This is a genomic window from Paenibacillus amylolyticus (assembly GCF_050990605.1).
In the GTDB taxonomy this organism is placed as follows: domain Bacteria; phylum Bacillota; class Bacilli; order Paenibacillales; family Paenibacillaceae; genus Paenibacillus; species Paenibacillus amylolyticus_H.
The window spans coordinates 4,420,423-4,435,623 of record NZ_CP158832.1; the positions used below are offsets into that span (position 1 = coordinate 4,420,423).

Sequence of the window (15,201 nt, forward strand, 5' to 3'; positions counted from 1 at the left end):
TAAAATACGGAGCGGTTGTCAAAAATACATTTCACAACCCGTTCCGTATATTTATACCCTCATATATCCTTCTTTAATACTGAATTTTAGCTTTACTCCAAGTCTGTGGAAAAGGACTCATGAAATATGCCCGATTTACCAAACCAACTTGGAAAAATCAGCAAATCCTTTCAAGTCACGATCAATAGCCGCAAGCAACGCAAGTCGATTCGCCCGAACAGCCTCATCTTCAGCCATAACCATGACCGAATCGAAGAAAGAAGTAATACCATCTTTCCAAGCAGATGCAATAGCCAGAGCTTCAGCAGCATGATGCTGAGTCAACGCCTGACGATATTCTGCATTCGTTCTGCTCCATGACTCGTGTAGCTGACGCTCTCCATCTTCTGTGAACAGTTCAGGATGTACCGAAGCATTGGATGCTTTGGCAGCCAGATTACCAACACGGTTGAACGATTCAACCGTTGTTTTAAATGCGTCTCCTGTCAGAACAGCTGCCATCAACGCTTCACCTTTTGGAACCACAGCGCTGATATCATCGAATCCGGAAGAAATTACGGCATCCACTACGTCGTAGCGAACGGTTTCGGACAACAATTTTTTCACACGAAGACCAAAGAAGTCTTGGAGGTCTTTACGAACCTCTTCGTCTGCACGTTTCAACAAGTTCATCTGGGCATGCACTTGAAGTGCTACTCCGAACACGTCTGACAATGTCAATGGAAGCTTGTGATCTAGCAAAATCTGTACAATACCTGCAGCCTGACGGCGCAGCGCGTACGGATCTTGAGAGCCCGTTGGAATAATGTTGATTGAGAAACAACCCACGATTGTATCCATTTTGTCCGCAGCACTCACAATCGCACCAACCAGAGAAGCAGGGGATTGATCTCCAGCGAAACGTGGCTGATAGTGTTCAAATACCGCTTTAGCCACTTCTTCTTTTTCGCCGGCTTTACGAGCGTAATCCTCACCCATCACACCTTGCAGTTCCGGGAATTCACCCACCATCAATGTCACCAGATCGAATTTGCAGATATCTGCTGAGCGGCTAACGGATTCGGCAACATCACCGGATACTTGCAGTTTGGCAGCAAGTCCATCAGCAATTTTGCGAATACGGCGTACTTTATCTCCAACCGTTCCCAGCTCTTCTTGGAAGACGATACTTTCCAGTTTCGACAATGCATCCTTAATCTGAAGTTTCTGGTCTTCCTCATAGAAGAACTTGGCATCAGACAGACGTGCACGCAGTACTTTTTCATTCCCTTTTGCAATAACATCCAGTGAATCACTTCCACCGTTGCGTACCGTCACGAAGAATGGTAACAATTGTCCTTCATTGTCCAATACAGGGAAATAACGCTGATGCTCACGCATGGAAGTAATCAATACTTCTTGTGGAATATTCAAAAATGAAGAGTCAAATGTCCCGAACAATACGGTAGGTGTTTCGACCAGGAACAGGACTTCCTCCAGCAAATCTTCCTTAATCGCAATATCCCATTTTTTCTCAGCAGCCAGTGCCTGAATCTGGGATACAATCATCTGTTCACGTTCCTGGATATCTGCAATGACATGTTCGGAACGCAATACTTCCACGTATGAAGACGGAGTGGAGATCACGGCCTCCTTACCAAGGAAACGATGTCCGCGAGTTACATTACCCGACTTAACACCTGTCACTTCCAGATCAATGACATCACTGCCAAGCATAGCCACAATCCAGCGGATTGGACGGACAAATTTGAAATCATAGGAAGCCCAACGCATAAATTTGGGGAACGTCATGGCATGTAATACAGAAAGTAATCCTTCGCCAATCACAGAAGCCGTCTCCACACCTTTGCTGGACTTCATTGCATAGATATATTCGACACCGTTCAGTTCCTTGAATGTGAATTGGTCCGGTTCAACACCTTGACTGCGGGCGAATCCGAGTGCAGCCTTGCTCCAATTTCCACTGTCGTCCAGGGCAATTTTGCGTGAAGGACCTTTTACTTCTTCCTCTATATCTTCTTGCTTTTCAGCCACGTTCTGGATCAAAACAGCCAGTCTGCGCGGTGTGGCATACGCATTCACTTCACCATAGGCAATGCGGGATGCATCAAGCCATTTCACGACACGCTCTTGCAGTTGTGCGATCGCTGCGCGCATGAAACGTGCAGGTACTTCTTCCAGTCCGATTTCAAACAACAGATCCTTAGACATGCTCGGCTCCCCCTTTCTTGATCAGCGGGAAGCCCAGCTTCTCACGCTCTTCCATATATGTTGCAGCGACTTGGCGAGCCAGATTACGGACACGTGTGATGTAACCCGTACGTTCCGTTACACTGATGGCTCCACGTGCATCCAACAGGTTGAATGTGTGGGAACATTTCAGCACATAGTCATATGCCGGGAATACCAGATGCTGCGCCATGGCCTTGTTTGCTTCTTCTTCATGCATGTTGAAAAGTGTAAACAGCATTTTGACATCAGATACTTCAAACGTATATTTAGAGTGTTCGAATTCTGGCTGACGGAATACATCACCATAAGTGATACCTTCCACCCATTCCAAATCAAACACATTTTCTTTTTCCTGAATGTAAGAAGCCAAACGCTCCATACCATACGTAATCTCAACAGCTACCGGATTTGTCTCGATTCCGCCAACCTGTTGGAAATACGTAAATTGCGTAATTTCCATTCCGTCCAACCATACTTCCCAACCAAGACCTGCACAACCAAGAGAAGGATTCTCCCAGTTATCTTCAACAAACCGAATATCATGCTTGAGCGGATCAATACCCAGACGCTTCAGACTTTCCAGGTAAATTTCCTGAATATTGTCCGGCGAAGGTTTGATGATTACCTGGAACTGATGATGCTGGTACAGCCGGTTCGGGTTCTCACCATAACGTCCGTCCGAAGGACGACGGGAAGGCTCCACATAGGCCACTTTCCAAGGTTCGGGTCCAAGCGAACGTAAAAAGGTCATCGGGTTCATCGTACCTGCCCCTTTTTCCGTATCATATGGCTGAACAATAATACAGTTATGCTCGGCCCAGAATTGTTGCAGCGTTAGAATCATCTGCTGAAAATTCATAATCATGCTCCTTTTCGATGGTTTATTAGCAAGCTTAGAACGGTGAAGACAACAATAAATAGCCCCCGTCCTACGCCTGTTGTACAGACGTAGGGACGAGAGCTATTCCCGCGGTTCCACCCTACTTGGCTTGGATCAAACAGGATGATCCTGTCCGTTCCAGCCCACTTTTTCCGTGTCCATTCATGCTCCCGAGTGCCGTTTCAAAGACCGATTCAACCAGGCTCCCACCATCCCCGGCTCGCTCATTCATGATTCACAAGTGTTATACAACAACTTGTCCCCACCAATGTAATAAATCCAGTCTTTTACTTTCTCGTTCAATGCATGTCTCATAAAGAGAAATTATATTTCATAATATATAAAATCTAGTATGAAGTCAAGATATAGTTTCACATTCACGTAAACGCCTCAAATCCCGTACTTCTCCATCTGATCGAGGAAAGAACGGGATTTAAGATTCAGACCAAGCTGCTGATCCATAAAAGCACGCATCAGCTTTTTGATCTCATCACGGGTAGAGTCACTCACTGATATATTTCCCAGGCGCTGCAGATCCAACTGTGCGAACAAACGTAACAACTTTAGAGCCTTCGGACTGACTGACATCGCCGGAGGATCGAAATGTTTGCATGCACGACACAAGACGCCACCAAGTCTGGGGCTTACAAACAACTGCTCATCCGGTCGCCCCTGGTTACAAGAGATACACTCATCGAACTGTGGACCATAACCCGACGCCTGTAATATTTTCATTTCGTACAGACTTGTAATAACAACCGGATCTTTGTCCTCTTTTAACGCCTGCAAACAAGCCTTCAATTGTTTGAACCAAAACGTACCTGTCTCTTCATCCTGAAGCACACGATCCAATAGTTCACAGGCATAAGAGGCATAAGAGGCCTTGACCAGATCTTCACGCAACTCATGATAGGATTCAACAATTTCTCCAGCGTTCAGTGTGCCTAGACCTGTATTGCGAAAATATACATATTGACCATACGTAAACGGCTGCACCAGTGCAGCATGTCGGCTCTTGGGCTTTTTGGCACCGCGGACGAGTACACCTACTTTCCCGCCGCTTTCGGTGCAAAGCGTAATGATTTTGTTCCCTTCGCCGTAGTCCATGCTGCGGATGACAATCCCTTCCACCCTGTATAGCATGCCTCGTCACCTAACCATTCCCGAATTAGCCAATTATCCTTCGGCTTCTTCATCTTCAATCACTTCCCTTGCATGATCCGACTCCTGCCCTAACGAGTTACATGCCTCGGTATATAACAAATAGGACTCCACATCCCCCGTCATCGCAAAAACCTTCCACGAAAAATCTCGCATCGGAATTTCATCCTCTCTTCGGAAATGACGTCTGCATCTACCAAATAGGATGGAGTCTTGCAAGGTAAACTATGTGTTGCAATTACTGGATACAATCCCGATGGATTATTCGCGACCAAAGCCAAGGTCACGCAGAACCCGATCCTGATTTCTCCAGTCTTTTTTCACTTTAACCCACAAGTCCATGAAAATTTTGGAGCCAAGCAGGTTCTGAATGTCATGTCGAGCTCGTTTGCCTACTTCTTTCAGAAGGGCACCCTGCTTCCCGATGATGATCCCTTTTTGCGAATCACGTTCCACAAAAATGACAGCTGAGATATAAACGACACCGTTATCTTGTACTTTCATATCCTCAATCGTTACGGCAATGGAGTGCGGTACTTCTTCACGAGTCATCTGTAAAATTTTCTCACGGATCAATTCCGCACATACAAACTGCTCTGGATGATCAGTAACCTGGTCATCTGGATAGTACTGTGGACCTTCTGGCAAATACTTGCCGAGCTGTTCCAATAAGGTACTTACATTACTGCCGAGCATGGCAGAAACAGGCACGATTTCAGCGAAATCATGTAACTTACGATACTCCTCAATAAGAGGAAGCAGCGCTTCCGGCTCGATTTTGTCAATTTTATTCATGACAAGAATGACAGGTGTACGAATATTTTTCAACTGTTCCGCAATGTAACGGTCACCGCCACCCATACCTTCCGAAGCGTCAATAAGGAACAGCGCTGCCTCTACTTCTCCAAGTGTGTTCAGAGCTGTTTGGTTCATGTAATCGCCAAGTTTGGATTGTCGCTTGTGAATCCCCGGTGTGTCCAGGAATACGATTTGCTGATGTTCGGATGTGTACACACCATGAATTTTATTACGTGTGGTTTGTGGCTTGTCCGACATGATCGCAATTTTCTGTCCGATCACCTGGTTCATCAGTGTGGATTTACCTACGTTTGGACGTCCAATAATGGCTACAAAACCGGATTTAAATGCTTGTTTTTTCATATGTTCCTCCTCAGGCGCCTAGGCCTGGAATATTGGTTTATTTTTTGGCAGAGTTCAGATCAGAAGGCCCAAAAGCCCAAGGTAACAGTTCAGCAACGGTAGTCTCTTGCAGATCACCTTTCATGTTCCCCAAGATGACTTTCATATCGGGTTCACACAGTTCGTACATGACCTGACGACATACGCCACACGGAGCAATCGGACCATCCGTGTCTCCCACAATGGCAATCGCTTTGAAGCTTCGAGGCTTCTGCCCACCTGCAATGGCGCTGAACATCGCTGTACGCTCAGCACAGTTACCTGGAGTATACGCAGCATTCTCAATATTACAACCATGATGCACATGTCCTTCACTGTCAAGCAAAGCTGCACCTACACCAAAATGGGAGTAAGGCGTATACGCCTTCGTACGTGCCTTAATTGCTTCTTGCATTAGCAAACCATTATCCATCATATTCTCTCCCTTAGGGTGCAATATAAAGCTGCGCTCTATAAGTTAAGTTCAACTAAAGATCATTTACACTGGCCACTCCGCGTCCAGAATAACTTTTTGATCGCTGTTATCCCCAGATTTTTTGATTCACTTTTTTAAAGTGAAAATCCGGGGATAAAGGCGAACGCTGCGCTTCTACAAGTTATTTCTGGCCTCTACGTTATCGCGTAAATCAAAAGTTCAACTTAAAAAAGATCCAACTTTATATTAGTGTGTAGTATTTAAAAGCAAAGCAAATCGAAACGAATTAAAACAAAGTTAAAACAACATCAGTAAAACCCAGCCAGCTCATCACCGGCTTAATGAAAACGATACAACCGATGATTACGGCGAATACCGCAGCCAGAAGAACTGCACCGGCCGCGGTATCCTTCGCCGCTTTTGCCAGCGGATGGATATGGGGGTGTGCCAAGTCAACCGCTGCCTCTACAGCCGTGTTCATCAATTCAGTCACGAGGACCAAAAAGACAGCGGTCAGCACAAACATCCAATCCGTTCTTGAAATTCTGAAAAAAAAGCCGGCTACACACATCAAAATAGCCACTCCCGTGTGAACTCTCACATTACGCTGAGTCCGCAACCCATATGCGATTCCTTCCGCAGCATTGCGGAATACCAGACCCCAGGAGCGCCTTTTCATTATCGTGTCAACCCGGCCTGGGCCAATACCGCTTCTTGTTTGCCCATCATTTCAGCCTCACTTGCCTCATCCTGATGGTCGTATCCGAGCAGGTGTAAGAAACCATGGACAAACAGAAAACCAAGTTCACGTTCAAATGAGTGTCCATACTCCTCACTTTGCAGGATGGTCCGTGGTACGGAAATGATGATGTCTCCAAGAACATCTGGCATTTCTTCCATTTCTTCATCGTCGTCAAGCTCATAAATAATATCGAGCTCTTCATCTACCGTTTCGTGCATTGCAAAAGACAGTACATCCGTAGGACGGTCAATGCCGCGATAATCACGGTTCAACTCATGGATCTGCTCATCGTTCACAAAAGTCAGAGCCACTTCCCCATCTGCAACACCTTCCGCTTCTCCGGCGAGATTCAGCAACTGTTCCAGCATCGCAATCATCGGTTCTGTAATTTCTTTATCCTGTTGTTCATTATTCCATGCCAGATTAAGACTCATTCTTTCATAACTCCTGTCTGCTCATATTAGAGGTTGTTCAAAAAGTGAAATCAACCCGCTTCAGGTGAAGTCGGCTTTGGTTTCTTAATCTCCTCCGGATATTCTATCCGGGAGTGGAAGATACCCATCACCGTTTCCTTCAATGTTCTGGCGACGATATCCAGTTCACGCATCGTAAGGTCACAATCATTGAATTGATGATCGTCCAATCGTCCTTTAATAATCTTCTCAATCATGGATTCCACTTGCTCCACTGTCGGTTTGCGCAAAGATCTCACAGCAGCCTCCACACTATCAGCAATGCCAACAATAGCCGATTCCTTGGACTGAGCCTTCGGCCCAGGGTAACGGAAATCTTCTTCCGTGAAATCAGGCTCAACGCCTGCTTCTTCAGCCTGGCGCAGTGCTTTGTGATAGAAGTAGTGGAGAAATGTCGTGCCGTGATGCTGTTCCGCAATATCCCGAATAGGTCTGGGCAGCTTGTAATCCTTCTGCATTTCCACCCCATCGCGCGCATGAGCAACGATAATGGATTTGCTCAGTTTTGGATCAATTGAATCATGCGGATTCTCCATATTGTTCTGATTTTCAATAAAATAGATGGGGCGCTTCGTCTTGCCAATATCATGATAATACGAACCCACTCGGCAGAGCAATCCGTTAGCTCCTATGGCTTCTGCTGCTGCTTCGGACAGATTCCCTACCATAACGCTGTGATGATAGGTACCCGGTGTCTCCGTGAGCAACTTGCGCAGAAGCGGATGGTTCGGATTGGACAGTTCAACCAGTTTGAGCGCTGACAAAATGCCAAATGAAGTTTCGAAAAATGGCATCAGTCCAATAACCAGAATCGCAGTTAGTACACCACCCGCAAATGCAAACCCAACACCGTACAGTGTTGTGGTTCGATTCCAATCTCCCGAGTCAATCAACGCCAGGGTGAAGACGGCTATCGATCCGAACAGGCAGACCATTATGGCCCCTTTCAGGATTGTTGATCGCTGGCTAGCCCGATGAGTTGCAAAGATGGCAACAAACGAAACTACCACGGCGAAGAACCCGAGTTCGAAATCAAAAAGCTGACCCTGATGCGTGTTCAAAATGATGCTGGACAACATACCGATCAATATCGAACATACAAAGGCAAGCGACGTATCCAGCAACAGCGCAATTAACATCGCCCCAACCGCAACAGGTGCAAGGAAGCCCACATAAGACCTCTCATTGGTTTGGATAATCGCCGTCACATGCATAACCACAATCGTAATAATAAAAATGAGAACAAGCATCAACAGCTGCGCATTATTATATTTGAAATGCGTTCCGCTGCATTGCTGAATATACATCAGAATTGCTGCTGACAACAGGCAGGAAAACATAAGAAGACCAAGCTGTGGCCAGTAGTTCACTTCATTTTTCAGCAAATCATTCTCATCCAGCAAAGTATACATCTCCGGGGTGATCATCTCACCCTTGGCAACTAATGTGTCCCCTTGCTTGATAAAGACGGTTTGCGTGTTCTCACGCGCCTGGACTTTCGCTTCCTTGGTTCCCTCTTCATCGTAGAAGCGGTTAGCGGTCACCACGAGGCGAGCAAGCTCCTGCACGACCTCACGTTGCGTACGCTTACTAAGAGAGCTGACACTCACCATTTCGGCTACTTTGGCACGGGCAGTGGTTGCATCACTGATCTGATCCGTCATTAACCGGACAACAATATCCCTCGCAACGGGTTTCATCTCCTGGATATCGTCCGATGTCAGACGTGAGATTTTGATGTAGGTTTCTTCGGGAATACGGTAGCTTTGCTCCTGTACCACATTTCTGATCTCTTCCAGCAGAGTCTCGGAGTATGTACCGGCTTTCCGATTATTATTGATATAGTTGGTCACAAAGTCCTTCTGGCGCTGCGGAATTTCATCCCGATAAATATCAATCTTGTCCTGACTTGAAATCTGATCATCCTGATTTAGTCGATCTACACGGTCAAGCAGGGTAGTCATCAAATTTTCGTTTCGCAACTGGACAATCTGAAATATCGGCTGTACCCGTTCAGCAGCTTCTTCCTGTGCTTTGAGTGTGGCCTTGTTATTCGGAATCTGCATGGGCGCAGCAATGTCCACCTCACTCCGTGTCCCTTCCTGGATATCATAGCGCTCAGGGAGCAACTTGGAAGCCAGACTCACGTAGAAAAGAATCACCAGAAACAAAAACAGAAGATAGCGTGCCCACACGCTATACTTCCATCCTGTAGCCTTATTCTGAAAAGATTTGCCTTTTGACGGTTCCTTCGAGGTCACTTTAGACAATCCCTTTCTATGCTTGATTTTCTGCGGCGTGGTTGTAAGCCACGATAATTTTCTGGACGAGAGAATGCCGTACAACATCTTGCTCGGCAAAATAGACAAATCCAATCTCGTTAACTTCGTTCAAGATCGTATTCGCTTCCACAAGCCCGGATTTCTTACCACGCGGTAAATCAATCTGCGTCACGTCTCCGGTAATGACCATTTTGGAGCCAAAACCAAGACGGGTCAGAAACATCTTCATCTGTTCCGGCGTTGTGTTCTGTGCTTCATCGAGAATGATGAAGGAGTCATCCAAGGTACGCCCCCGCATGTAGGCAAGTGGTGCAATTTCGATTAACCCACGCTCCAGTGCCTTAGCGGTCTGTTCTTGTCCCATAACGTCATACAGGGCATCGTACAGCGGTCTCAGATAAGGGTCTACCTTCTCCTGAAGATCACCTGGCAAAAATCCAAGACTCTCTCCCGCTTCAACAGCAGGCCGAGTGAGTACAATGCGTTTGACGCTGCCTTCTTTAATTGCGGCAACAGCCAGTACAACAGCAAGGTAGGTTTTACCCGTACCGGCAGGACCAATGCCAAATACAATATCACGTTTTTTAATTGTAGTTACATAGTGCTTCTGTCCAATGGTTTTAACACGGATTGGTTTACCTCGGTATGTCGTTGTAATCTCGCCCTTGAACAGATCCAATAACTGGTCTGCCCGCATATCCTTGGCAAGTTCAATCGCATACTTCACATCTCTCTCGGTTAACACATATCCATTGCGTATCAATTGCAGTAACACATCAAATAATTGTTCAAGCGATTCCACCTGCTGTGCGTTGCCAAAAATCACAATCTCCGCTTCACGGGATGCAATCTGGGCGGGAATCTCGGATTCAATCAGTTTAAGAAAAGTATCTTGGGGTCCAAAAAGAGATTGGCCCTCTCCCGCACTCTGGAGGGAGATTTGTATGCTGCGTGTTTGCTCTGACAAATATCCTCATTCTCCTTGACTATGGACTAGCGGAAGTTCTTCCGCAATGCTTTCTTCTACTTCAAATAAGACTTTCATATAAACTTTACCATTCTCTTTCTTCTCATGCAAAATTTTTTCACTTATAATTTTTGTTCCTTTGCCGTTTTTGGCGATAATATCGTTCCTTGCTCCTTCCAATCCCTTCGTTCTGGCCCATTCTATCGTCTGTTGTTGCTCATGCTCTCGAGTCTCCAGATCTTTTTCTGTCAGCCACCCCATAGGAAGTGTAAAGGATCGCCACGTCAATGGTTTGTGATTACTCTCGGTATCAAATGAACTGAATGGAGTACTTCCGTACCCCCACAGTTGGATCGCCCAATTCCCCAGCACCATGTAAAAACGTTCTTTGCTCTCACCTGTCATTGTGTTATGTTTTTGCACCAGCGGAACCTCTACCTGATACTCACGCCATACCAGACCACGAACTTCGCCTTTGGCAACGATGGTTTTGGTGTTCTCCTCATCCCCGAGAATCCCCGAGATCAATACCTGCCCCTTTTTGACACGCATGTCCTTCTGAACAACAGGACGTCCCTGCTCTGCGTAGATTTGAGTAACGACAGCATCTGCTTTGCTGATCAGATGTCTGGGATTCAGTAATGGTTCGCGCTTTGGTTGCGCTGATTCCACGACCTGAATGGTAATGGTTGTCCCCTCTTTGCTCACGCCAATCCAGGTTACATCCGGGAGAGCAAGTGCAAGCTGCCTGGAGAGCTTGTCTTGGCTTTGTAAGCGGAACCCCCATTGGAAAGGATATATGCCCTCTTTCTTCGCAGCTGCAAGCACCTCGTCGGTGGGAATGGTGACGTTACCCTTAACCTCCACACTCCATACCATGGACGACAACGCAAACAAAGCTGCTACAAAAAACAGCATCCCCCCAAGAAAGAACTTCCTCCGCAATAATCGGGCCGCAAAAAAAGGGAAACCGCTGCGATGGGTTACTTTCACCCTGCAGCCTGTCCGTTTCAACACAGGACGCAACCTGAAAAAATGCGGCAGCAGAATGTTCATCTCTGCCACGCGTCCATCGTGAGCACGCAGGTTCCACACTTCCAGTCCCTGCTCTGCCACCGTGTTGATCAATGTTTCAATGTCTCCCCCAGTGACCGTGATTCGGACTGCTCCCCGCAGTTTGTACAGACTGGGCTGCTTCATCCGTTCCCCTCCACTCCATTCATATGAATATCCAGAATCGTTCCTTCAACAGCTACTTCATCCGGCAAAATGTTTCTTATCACCAAGGCATTTCCTCTGATCTCCAATTGACCTTGGGAAAGAGCCAACACGATGCGATCCGGGGTGAAATGGATGACACCGCGATGATTCTCTATATACAGTTGCTTACTGCCGATCAGGGTTAACCGTGGCATATCATAAAGCACATCCTGCGGCAGATCCAACACTTCACTGGTCCATCTGCGCAGCTTGCGGCTGATCCGGGTCATTCGAAGGTCTTCCCCCTTCCTCTACAGTTCAACTTATGCGCAGATTCATGAATTTATGAAAATTCCGGGGCGTGTTAGGGACGAATGTTTAGAAAAAAGGAAAGAACACAGAAAAAGCCGTCTCCGGCGACTTTCTGCTCACCAGAGACGGCTCTATTTCCGTTCAACAACTTAACTTATTTACAGCTTCCCTCTTGTACCAAACGGTTGCTTGGAACGCGGGGAACCCAGTACTTCTGCCCATAGGACACCTGTACGAATATCTTCAGGTCGAAGTGGAGACACTTGTTCACCTGTGTCGGGTATATCCCAACTGGAATCAGACACAACAGGTTTATTTGCAGAAGAGAAGCGATTTAATCGCTCTTGAATCAATCGTTCCTGTCGTTCCAGGTCTTTCTTTTGTTGATCAAGCGAGCTTTCCATGCCACTCAAAGAGTTCTCACTTCTATAGTCACTTGCGGACGGAGAAGAAGGAGCAGGCTCCGAATATGGCTGACCATACTGATTCTGATATTGTTCGTCCTCGTACCGATCGTCATACTGTTCATCATAACGGGGATCAGTATGTCCGGAAGACTGCTGCGGAGATGAATTGTCTCTTGAGCGTTCTTCCCGGTCTGAATCACCGCCGCCTCCGAACGTAGGCATCCCGTTGGCAGGGCGCTTTTTGTTCGGATCAGCCGATTTGGCCGCTTTCCCCAAAAAGGAGAAAAGCATAAAGCCGATAACGGCTACAATATACAAATTATCAAAAATCCATTCAAATAGGCCCATATGCACTCACCGCCTATCTTCCGTTTTTGGAATCACCCTGATCGTTGGAACTCGAACCTTCAACAGGTTTTCCCAGTGTATTACGCATTTGAGTATCCGCTTCAATATTTTTCAGGTTCATGTAATCCATAACACCGATCTTACCACTACGTAAAGCCTCAGCCATGGCGAGCGGCACTTCGGACTCAGACTCAACAACACGCGCTCTCATTTCCACAACGCGCGCTTTCATCTCTTGTTCCTGGGCTACAGCCATCGCACGACGCTCTTCTGCTTTCGCCTGAGCAATTCGTTTGTCAGCTTCTGCCTGCTCCGTTTGCAGGAATGCACCAATATTTTTACCGATATCCACGTCCGCAATATCAATGGACAGGATCTCAAAGGCAGTTCCAGAATCCAGTCCTTTGGACAAGACTGTACGAGAGATCAGATCCGGATTTTCCAACACCACTTTATGCGTTTCTGCTGAACCATTGGTACTTACGATCCCCTCACCGACACGGGCAATGATTGTCTCTTCACCAGCACCACCGACGAGTCGATCGATATTCGCACGAACTGTAATTCTTGCTCGAACATTGACTTCGATACCATCTTTTGCCACCGCAGATACAACAGGCGTTTCGATAACACGTGGGTTAACACTCATTTGAACCGCCTGCAATACGTCACGACCAGCAAGGTCAATCGCAGCAGCACGTTCAAACTCTAGTGGAATGTTTGCACGTTGCGCAGCGATCAAAGCATTAACTACACGGTCAACGTTACCACCCGCCAGAAAGTGACTCTCTAGTTGATTCATGGACAATTGAAGACCTGCTTTGGTTGCTTTGATCATTGGATTTACGATTCGGCTAGGTGTTACACGTCTGAGCCTCATCGCGACCAGCGTAATAATACTAACACGCACACCGGATGCAATTGCCGAGATCCAGAGCATGACCGGGAAAAAGCTGAAGAATACACTCAATACGATAATAGCAACTACCGCAATGAGCAAAACCGTAATCATGGTTGGTTCCATAATAAAAATTCCTCCATTTTCGCTTTGATTTGTGAATTATATCATAATAGACATTTTGAGATTCTGTTGCTGAGTTAAAAATTGGTACCCTTCTGCTAGCAACTTCGCATAAGGACTATGTACATTGTCGAAGTGTTAACACCTCGACAACAGAGCGAGTTACACCGGCAAAGCTTGCTGAACCACAATCCGGGTACCTTCCGCTTTAATCACAATAATCGGAGTATCGACGGGAATAAAATCTCCATCGGCCACAACGTCAATTCGTTCCCCTTCAAACATCGCTGTGCCAGAAGGGCGAAGCGGTGTCAGACTGATGCCTTGCATTCCAATCAACTCTTTACGTTCGGTAGCGGATGAATAGCCACGTTCCGCAGACAAACTGTCACTCAATATGAATCGATTCCATATGCCTCGATCTTTAAACAGTACTGCGATAATCGCAATCACTACCAATGCTGCTCCAAAAGCGATACCCAGAGATACAAATGCATCACTCGTATCATAAGCAGCCCTTACAACACCTGCTACAAGCGCAATTGATCCCAGAATACCCAAAATACCCATGCTTGGTATAAACATCTCCAGAATCATCAAGATGAGTCCGACAGTGAATAATACCCACGTCTCTGCTCCTGCAAAACCGGCAACGTAATTTCCTGAAAAGTACAGGACAAAACAAACAATACCGACAATACCAGGCACTCCGAACCCAGGAACGATCAGTTCAATGGCTACACCCGCGATTCCGAGGAACAACAATACGGTCATGACAACCGGATTGGTAAGAAAGGATGAGATATTCTCTGCTGTCGTCCGTTCTACCTTAAATACATCACCCTGACTGTAACCAAGCCAAGCTGCCGCTTCTTCAGGTGTGTTACTGATATGGTCGGCATAACCAACTTTCAGTGCTTCTTCAGCCGAGAGAGCAATAATTTCACCTTTTTGCTTGGTTTTATTGATCTCTGGCATTTCAACAACGATGTTAACATCCGTCATTCCAGCTGCGATCTTGCCATCACGACCACTAATCTCAGCTGCTCCCTGCATTTTGCTTTTCCAGAATGCAACAAGCTTTGGATCATCCACATGTTTACCCGTACTGTCCACCATTGCTGCCGCACCAATCATACTGCCTGGTGACATTACGATCTTATCTGCATTCAGAGCCAGAAAACTCCCGGCTGAAGCAGCATCTCCACGAACAAATGCAACAGTCTCAATCGGACTTTCCTTAATCAGGGTACCCAATGCTTCCGCAGTGTCGACACGGCCTCCCGGCGTATTGATATCAAGAACGATCAGGCCAGCGTTCATCTTTTCCGCTTCCTTGAACCCGCGTTCCATGAACTTGCCAAGTCCCTGCTCGATTGGTTTGTCAACCGGAATAATATATACGGCGCCACTCTTCTCAGCTGCATGCGCTGACGGTGATCCAATCCAGACAGGAAGCAACAGCGTCAGCAGCATTAAGAGCATCAATGGCCCCGTAAGCTTCTTCCGGCGCTTTCCCTTCACAATAGTCCCCCCTTTTCCATTAACGTTATACTGTCCA

At 46.6% G+C, this 15,201-nt stretch carries 15 protein-coding genes; all 15 read right to left on the reverse strand.

Features of this window, described 5'->3' with window-relative positions:
• Positions 1–135: 135 nt before the first annotated feature.
• A complete protein-coding gene (gene glyS, locus ABTV53_RS19720; protein ID WP_433745531.1) occupies positions 136–2,211 on the reverse strand; it encodes a glycine--tRNA ligase subunit beta in 2,076 nt (691 codons plus the stop codon).
• Positions 2,204–3,091 carry a glycine--tRNA ligase subunit alpha gene (gene glyQ, locus ABTV53_RS19725; RefSeq protein ID WP_145323243.1) on the reverse strand — a complete coding sequence of 296 codons (888 nt, stop codon included), beginning with the start codon at positions 3,089–3,091 and terminating at the stop codon, positions 2,204–2,206. The genes glyS and glyQ overlap by 8 nt, the downstream gene beginning before the upstream one ends.
• A gap of 411 nt (positions 3,092–3,502) precedes the next feature.
• A complete protein-coding gene (gene recO, locus ABTV53_RS19730; protein ID WP_433745534.1) occupies positions 3,503–4,255 on the reverse strand; it encodes a DNA repair protein RecO in 753 nt (250 codons plus the stop codon).
• Between the two features lie 33 nt (positions 4,256–4,288).
• On the reverse strand, positions 4,289–4,429 hold the full coding sequence (locus ABTV53_RS19735) for a YqzL family protein (protein WP_091013993.1): 141 nt from the start codon (positions 4,427–4,429) through the stop codon (positions 4,289–4,291).
• A 105-nt stretch (positions 4,430–4,534) separates the two neighbouring features.
• Positions 4,535–5,434: a GTPase Era gene (gene era, locus ABTV53_RS19740; protein ID WP_145151051.1), complete on the reverse strand. Its 900-nt coding sequence runs from the start codon at positions 5,432–5,434 to the stop codon at positions 4,535–4,537.
• A 37-nt stretch (positions 5,435–5,471) separates the two neighbouring features.
• A complete protein-coding gene (locus ABTV53_RS19745) occupies positions 5,472–5,885 on the reverse strand; it encodes a cytidine deaminase (RefSeq protein ID WP_076211616.1) in 414 nt (137 codons plus the stop codon).
• 289 nt (positions 5,886–6,174) lie between these two features.
• Positions 6,175–6,567, reverse strand: coding sequence for a diacylglycerol kinase family protein (locus ABTV53_RS19750; RefSeq protein WP_433745538.1), 393 nt, complete (start codon positions 6,565–6,567; stop codon positions 6,175–6,177).
• Positions 6,567–7,064 carry an rRNA maturation RNase YbeY gene (ybeY, locus tag ABTV53_RS19755; RefSeq protein ID WP_433745540.1) on the reverse strand — a complete coding sequence of 166 codons (498 nt, stop codon included), beginning with the start codon at positions 7,062–7,064 and terminating at the stop codon, positions 6,567–6,569. The genes ABTV53_RS19750 and ybeY overlap by 1 nt, the downstream gene beginning before the upstream one ends.
• A 50-nt stretch (positions 7,065–7,114) precedes the next feature.
• Positions 7,115–9,364 carry an HD family phosphohydrolase gene (locus tag ABTV53_RS19760; RefSeq protein ID WP_433745543.1) on the reverse strand — a complete coding sequence of 750 codons (2,250 nt, stop codon included), beginning with the start codon at positions 9,362–9,364 and terminating at the stop codon, positions 7,115–7,117.
• A 16-nt stretch (positions 9,365–9,380) separates the two neighbouring features.
• Complete coding sequence (locus tag ABTV53_RS19765) at positions 9,381–10,352, reverse strand: PhoH family protein (RefSeq protein ID WP_017687243.1); 972 nt, start codon at positions 10,350–10,352, stop codon at positions 9,381–9,383.
• Between the two features lie 6 nt (positions 10,353–10,358).
• On the reverse strand, positions 10,359–11,552 hold the full coding sequence (gene yqfD / locus ABTV53_RS19770; RefSeq protein ID WP_433745545.1) for a sporulation protein YqfD: 1,194 nt from the start codon (positions 11,550–11,552) through the stop codon (positions 10,359–10,361).
• Positions 11,549–11,842 (reverse strand): sporulation protein YqfC, encoded by a 294-nt coding sequence (gene yqfC, locus ABTV53_RS19775; RefSeq protein ID WP_211080810.1) that lies wholly within the window; start codon positions 11,840–11,842, stop codon positions 11,549–11,551. The genes yqfD and yqfC overlap by 4 nt, the downstream gene beginning before the upstream one ends.
• A 180-nt stretch (positions 11,843–12,022) precedes the next feature.
• Positions 12,023–12,619 (reverse strand): hypothetical protein, encoded by a 597-nt coding sequence (locus ABTV53_RS19780; RefSeq protein ID WP_433745548.1) that lies wholly within the window; start codon positions 12,617–12,619, stop codon positions 12,023–12,025.
• Positions 12,620–12,632: 13 nt separating this feature from the next.
• On the reverse strand, positions 12,633–13,643 hold the full coding sequence (gene floA, locus ABTV53_RS19785; RefSeq protein ID WP_433745551.1) for a flotillin-like protein FloA: 1,011 nt from the start codon (positions 13,641–13,643) through the stop codon (positions 12,633–12,635).
• Between the two features lie 159 nt (positions 13,644–13,802).
• Positions 13,803–15,125: an NfeD family protein gene (locus tag ABTV53_RS19790; RefSeq protein ID WP_433754291.1), complete on the reverse strand. Its 1,323-nt coding sequence runs from the start codon at positions 15,123–15,125 to the stop codon at positions 13,803–13,805.
• Between the last annotated feature and the right edge of the window lie 76 nt (positions 15,126–15,201).

Bases quoted from the DNA above. Each gene is read 5' to 3' on its own strand.
- glyS (WP_433745531.1), bottom strand. From the start codon at position 2,211: ATGTCTAAGGATCTGTTGTTTGAAATCGGACTGGAAGAAGTACCTGCA.
- glyQ (WP_145323243.1), bottom strand. From the start codon at position 3,091: ATGAATTTTCAGCAGATGATTCTAACGCTGCAACAATTCTGGGCCGAG.
- recO (WP_433745534.1), bottom strand. From the start codon at position 4,255: ATGCTATACAGGGTGGAAGGGATTGTCATCCGCAGCATGGACTACGGC.
- ABTV53_RS19735 (WP_091013993.1), bottom strand. From the start codon at position 4,429: ATGCGAGATTTTTCGTGGAAGGTTTTTGCGATGACGGGGGATGTGGAG.
- era (WP_145151051.1), bottom strand. From the start codon at position 5,434: ATGAAAAAACAAGCATTTAAATCCGGTTTTGTAGCCATTATTGGACGT.
- ABTV53_RS19745 (WP_076211616.1), bottom strand. From the start codon at position 5,885: ATGGATAATGGTTTGCTAATGCAAGAAGCAATTAAGGCACGTACGAAG.
- ABTV53_RS19750 (WP_433745538.1), bottom strand. From the start codon at position 6,567: ATGAAAAGGCGCTCCTGGGGTCTGGTATTCCGCAATGCTGCGGAAGGA.
- ybeY (WP_433745540.1), bottom strand. From the start codon at position 7,064: ATGAGTCTTAATCTGGCATGGAATAATGAACAACAGGATAAAGAAATT.
- yqfD (WP_433745545.1), bottom strand. From the start codon at position 11,552: ATGAAGCAGCCCAGTCTGTACAAACTGCGGGGAGCAGTCCGAATCACG.
- yqfC (WP_211080810.1), bottom strand. From the start codon at position 11,842: ATGACCCGGATCAGCCGCAAGCTGCGCAGATGGACCAGTGAAGTGTTG.
- ABTV53_RS19780 (WP_433745548.1), bottom strand. From the start codon at position 12,619: ATGGGCCTATTTGAATGGATTTTTGATAATTTGTATATTGTAGCCGTT.
- floA (WP_433745551.1), bottom strand. From the start codon at position 13,643: ATGGAACCAACCATGATTACGGTTTTGCTCATTGCGGTAGTTGCTATT.
- ABTV53_RS19790 (WP_433754291.1), bottom strand. From the start codon at position 15,125: ATGCTCTTAATGCTGCTGACGCTGTTGCTTCCTGTCTGGATTGGATCA.